Origin of the sequence: Pinirhizobacter sp., from assembly GCF_035317885.1 — a bacterium.
Classification (GTDB): Bacteria; Pseudomonadota; Gammaproteobacteria; order Xanthomonadales; family Rhodanobacteraceae; genus Pinirhizobacter.
On sequence record NZ_DATHFX010000189.1, the window covers coordinates 1 to 4,450 of the forward strand.

The following is a 4,450-nucleotide window of genomic DNA, read 5'->3' on the forward strand; positions in this document are numbered from 1 at the left end:
GAGGCGCGGATTCCTGGCCGTGCGGCCAGTGGTGCGATCCCGCACGATTGTGCGAGGATCGCCTCGCCGTCCCTACAGGGGGGGGGAAGGCACGGCCGCGGTGCGTTCGCACCGGGCCCGCAGGGGAGCGGGCGGGCGGGCGGGTACCCCTGGTGATCGACCAACCGACGTTCGCACCACTACAGGGGATAAGGACATGATGCGCAAGTATCTTGCCGCGGCGATGATCGCTGCGGCCATTGGAATGACCGGCTGCGCCAGCGTGCCAATGGCCGCACGAAGCGACGATGCAGCGGCCAAGCAGTTCGCGCCGGTCGCCGACAAGGGGACGGTTTATATCTATCGCGACGAAATCATGGGTGCGGCCATCAAGATGCCGCTGTTGGTGGACGGCATTTCCATCGGCGATACGGGCCCCAAGACCTATCTTGAAGTGGCTTTGCCGCCAGGCACGCACTCGGTGACCTCCAAGACCGAAAAAGACGTCACCATCTCCCTGGATGTCCAGGCCGGCAAGACGTATTTCATCTGGCAGGAAGTGAAGATGGGGATGTGGGCCGCCCGCAGCCAGCTGCACGTCGTGGACCAGGCGAAGGGCAAGAAGGGCGTGCTTGAGTGCAGCATGGTGCGTACGTCCGCCGACGCCTTCCGGGTATCCGGCGACCAGGCGCGGTTGGTCCTGCCCGAGGCCCCCGCCAGCGGGCAGGCGAACGACGCCGTTGCACCGGACACCCAGCAGGCCCCCACGCCGGTGGCCGAAGCCGGTCCAGTATCCGACGGTGCTACAGCCCCGGCGAATGATGCTGACGCCCAGGGCATTTCCGCTGCACCGGCGACGGTCGTTCCCGGCGGCCCGGCGAGCCTTGACCCGCGCGTGTCGGTGCCGATGTTCCGTTCGGCGCAGGATCTTGCGTCGGTGCATCAATGCGACCGCCTGATCCGCGTGGAGAGCGTGGAAGGTGACCACGGCCGCTTCTTCAGCACCTGCCCAGGTGCCGTGGCGCGGCTTGAGATCGATTGCACGGGCGCACAGTGCAGCGAGGCGGGCAAGGCAAACATGTAAGGCGTTGTGCAGCGATATCGGTGAACGCCGGTATCGCTGCACGCCTGGCGTCGCATTGGGCAACCAAAAGGTTGCATTCAGCGATCATGTGCGATATAGATATGCAACCAGGAGGTGGCATATGAACGAAGACACCGATCGCATCGAACGACAGATCCAGCTTATGGCCCCGCGTTCACGGGTGTGGCAAGCGCTGATCCAGCCAAAGGCATTCGGGGAATGGTTCGGCGTTGTGCTGCAGGGCGAGGCATTCGTCGAGGGCGAGCTTGCCAGGGGACGCATCACGATCCCAGGTTACGAACACATGAAGTTCGAATTCCTCGTCGTCTGCATCGAGCCGGAACGCCGTTTTGGTTTCCGCTGGCATCCACACGCGGTGGATCCGACCAAAAATTACGACGATGAACCCACCACGCTTGTGATGTTCGAGCTGGAAGATGCCTCTAGGGGAACCCTGCTACGCGTAGTGGAGTCTGGATTCGATGCCATTCCCGTCGAACGGCGTGCCGAGGCATTTCGCATGAACAGCCACGGATGGGAAGAACAGATGGAAAACATCCAGCGCCATGTCGCCACGCACTAAGCAATCACCGCAGGGCAGCCTGCAGCGGTGCGCGCCCGTATTCGCCGCCCTGGGTGACGAGGCGCGATTGCGGCTGGTGGTCCTGCTGTGTGCCGGCGGAGCCATGTCCATCGCCCAGCTCACCGAAGGCTCGCAAATCACACGCCAGGGCGTGACCAAACACCTGCTGGTGCTGGCCGAAGCCGGGTTGGTCAATGACGTGAAGGTCGGGCGCGAGCGGATGTGGGCATTTGCGCCTTCGCGCCTGGAGGAAGCACGCCGTTCGCTCGATCACGTCGCCCGGCAGTGGGACGATGCGTTGTTGCGCCTGAAGCGAATGGTCGAAGCCTGAAACCTGCGTTCGAAAAAAACAGCCCCTCCGCGCGTACAGGGGACGGGCGCGGAAGGGCCGGGGGAAACACTCAAGGCGTGTCGGTTAGAAGTCGTACGTCACGCCAAAGCGGACGTAACGCGGTGTCTGGTAGCTGATGACGCGCTGGTAGCTGTCCTTCACCGTGGTGGTCGTGCCATACACCGGGTCGATCTGGTTGGCGCGCTGCTGGTTGAGTACGTTGAACACCGTGGCGTTGAACGCGAGCTTCTTGCCGGCCCACTCCGGGCGGTATTCGGCAGACAGGTCGATATTCTCCTGCCAGGGATTGCGGCCCTTGTCGCCCGGCCGCGTCGGCTGCCCGTCGCAATAGTGGTAGTAGCTGCCATAACCGGATGGGTCGTTCTGCGCCGTGCCGTACAGGCCCAGGCATTCGCGCGGCGTGCCCGAGGCCACGGTGACGTTGGCCGAGAGCATCCACTCCGCGGCCACCTGGTAGGAGCCGTAGAACTTGATCACGTGCTTGCGGTCGTTGGCGAGGTACCCGTTGGCGTACTCCATCAGCGTTTCGTAGTCCCAGTCGCGTGATGCGGACACGCTGCCCTGGCCAACGTCCGTGCGCACCTGGCCCTCGGTATTGCCATAGCTGCGCGAATACAGGTAGTCGATCTTCGCACCCCAGGTGCCGTCGAACGGGTGCGACAGGTAGGTATCCAGGCCGTAGTAATTACGCTTGAGGTGGCTGAAGCCGAAGTCTTTGTTGGTGACGGTGACGTTGGTGTAGCCGCCGTCGGCGGACTTGAGCTGGTAGACGTTGGCGCGGCCGGGATTGGAAAGGTAGCAGCTGCCGATGGTGACGTTGGCGAGGTCCGCGCCCTGGGCCTCGGCGGCACGGCTGATCGCGCCGTTGTCGCACACGTCATCGAGCGCGTTGTTCAGGTGCCGCACGGTCGCCTTCATGCCCCACACGTAAGCGTTGTTCAACTGCTTGTCGAAGCCGAGGATGAATTCGTCCTGCGATTCGGACTTGATGTTCTTCGCCGACACGGTCTTCGGGTCGGGGGCCTGGCCGTATTCCCCATTGGGGGACACGCCGCCGCCCGTGGCCGAGGCGACCGGGGTGAGGCCGGTGGGCGTGCCATCGGCGGCGATACCGGTATAGGTGTAGTACTCGTTCACGGCAAGGGAGCCTGAGGCCGTGCGCAACGCGACGCTGGCGGGCATGGCCAGGAAGTAGCGGCCGGCGTTGCCATATACCTTCAGCGAGGAATCGCCGTTCACATCCCAGCTGAAGCCCAGGCGAGGCGCCCATTGCGGTTTGGTCAGGCGCAGGTACGCCACGCCGAACGGGTTGTAGTTGGTGAACTGGTCGTTGCGCACGCCCAGCGAAAGCAGCAGGCGGTCATTCACCTGCCAGTTGTCTTCCACGTACTGGGCGCGCTGCTTGACCGCCACCGTGGCCAGCGTGTTGTAGTGGCGGATGTAGGCGTAGTAGCCGGTCTGGCCACCCGGGTAGTTGCCGGGCATGCCGACATAAGGGTTGTCGCTGATGTTCTTGTCCGCGTCGCCGTGCGCGTACCACAGCTCGTAACCGGCGCCGCCGATGGTGGTTCCGTCCTGGATGTCCTTCGAATCCTGGTTATCGATGCCCGCGGTGATCGAGTGATCGCCGAGCTTGTAGTTCAAGTCCACCCGCAGGTTACGGTTGCTCGACTTATGGTCGGGATTGTCCACGGTGTCGAGGGTCTGGCCGTTGGTGATGATGTGGCCGCCGTTCAGTGCCGGGTTCTGCTGGTCGGCCGCGCCGATGAAGGGCCCAGTGACGCCCGAATCGATCGGCTCGTTGTAGTAGCTGAGCTTGGATTTTCCGTACATCGCGGTCAGCGTGAGGTTGTCGGTGATGTAGCTGGTGAACTTGCCCACCCAGATGCGCGCGCTGGTCTTGAGCGTCTGGTCGCCGCTGGCGTAATCGCCGTCGGACAGCGTGTCGTAGTCGTAGTTGTACTTCGACCCGGTGGAGCGGTGGGTTTGCGACAGGCCGGTGAGTTCCAGGATGTTGCTCTGGTTGATGTTCCAGTTGAGCTTTACGTAACCTTTCGGATCTTCGTAGCGGTACTGGGTGTCGTACGGACTATTGCGCGAGCCCACGTCGTTCCCTTCGGTGCGCTGCGCCTCCACCGCCGCGAAGATGAAAAGCTTGTCCTTGATCAGCGGGCCGCCGACATAGCCGTCGACGGTGGTCACCCACTGCTTGTTTTGCGCGTTGCGCTGGTAGATCGTGCCTTTCTCATCGCCACCATGCAGATAGTGGATGTCGCGCGCGTCACTCTGTGCAAAGGCCGGTGCCCATAGCACCTGTGCGCCGGCATGCCACTCGTTCGTGCCGCTCTTGCCGACCTGGCTGATCACGCCGCCGTCGGATCGGCCATAGGCAGCCGAGTAGCCGCCGCTGAGTACTTCCTGCTGGTCGATCGCGCCATAGGGCAGGGAAATG

The 4,450-nt window shown here is 63.2% G+C and carries 4 protein-coding genes; 3 read left to right on the forward strand and 1 reads right to left on the reverse strand.

Annotated elements, in window-relative coordinates:
- Positions 1-196: 196 nt before the first annotated feature.
- The 3 genes from VK519_RS05930 to VK519_RS05940 all read left to right on the forward strand — a co-directional run bounded on the left by VK519_RS05930 (position 197) and on the right by VK519_RS05940 (position 1,977).
- Complete coding sequence (locus VK519_RS05930) at positions 197-1,063, forward strand: DUF2846 domain-containing protein (protein ID WP_324348203.1); 867 nt, start codon at positions 197-199, stop codon at positions 1,061-1,063.
- A 121-nt stretch (positions 1,064-1,184) separates the two neighbouring features.
- The gene (locus VK519_RS05935; protein WP_324348204.1) at positions 1,185-1,646 is read left to right on the forward strand and encodes an SRPBCC family protein; all 462 of its coding nucleotides are present in this window, start codon (positions 1,185-1,187) and stop codon (positions 1,644-1,646) included.
- On the forward strand, positions 1,630-1,977 hold the full coding sequence (locus VK519_RS05940; RefSeq protein ID WP_324348205.1) for an ArsR/SmtB family transcription factor: 348 nt from the start codon (positions 1,630-1,632) through the stop codon (positions 1,975-1,977). The genes VK519_RS05935 and VK519_RS05940 overlap by 17 nt, the downstream gene beginning before the upstream one ends.
- A gap of 84 nt (positions 1,978-2,061) precedes the next feature.
- On the opposite strand, the gene VK519_RS05945 is transcribed toward VK519_RS05940, so the two are convergent.
- Positions 2,062-4,450, reverse strand: a 2,389-nt coding sequence (locus VK519_RS05945) for a TonB-dependent receptor plug domain-containing protein (RefSeq protein WP_324348207.1), incomplete at its 5' end; no start/stop codon positions are given.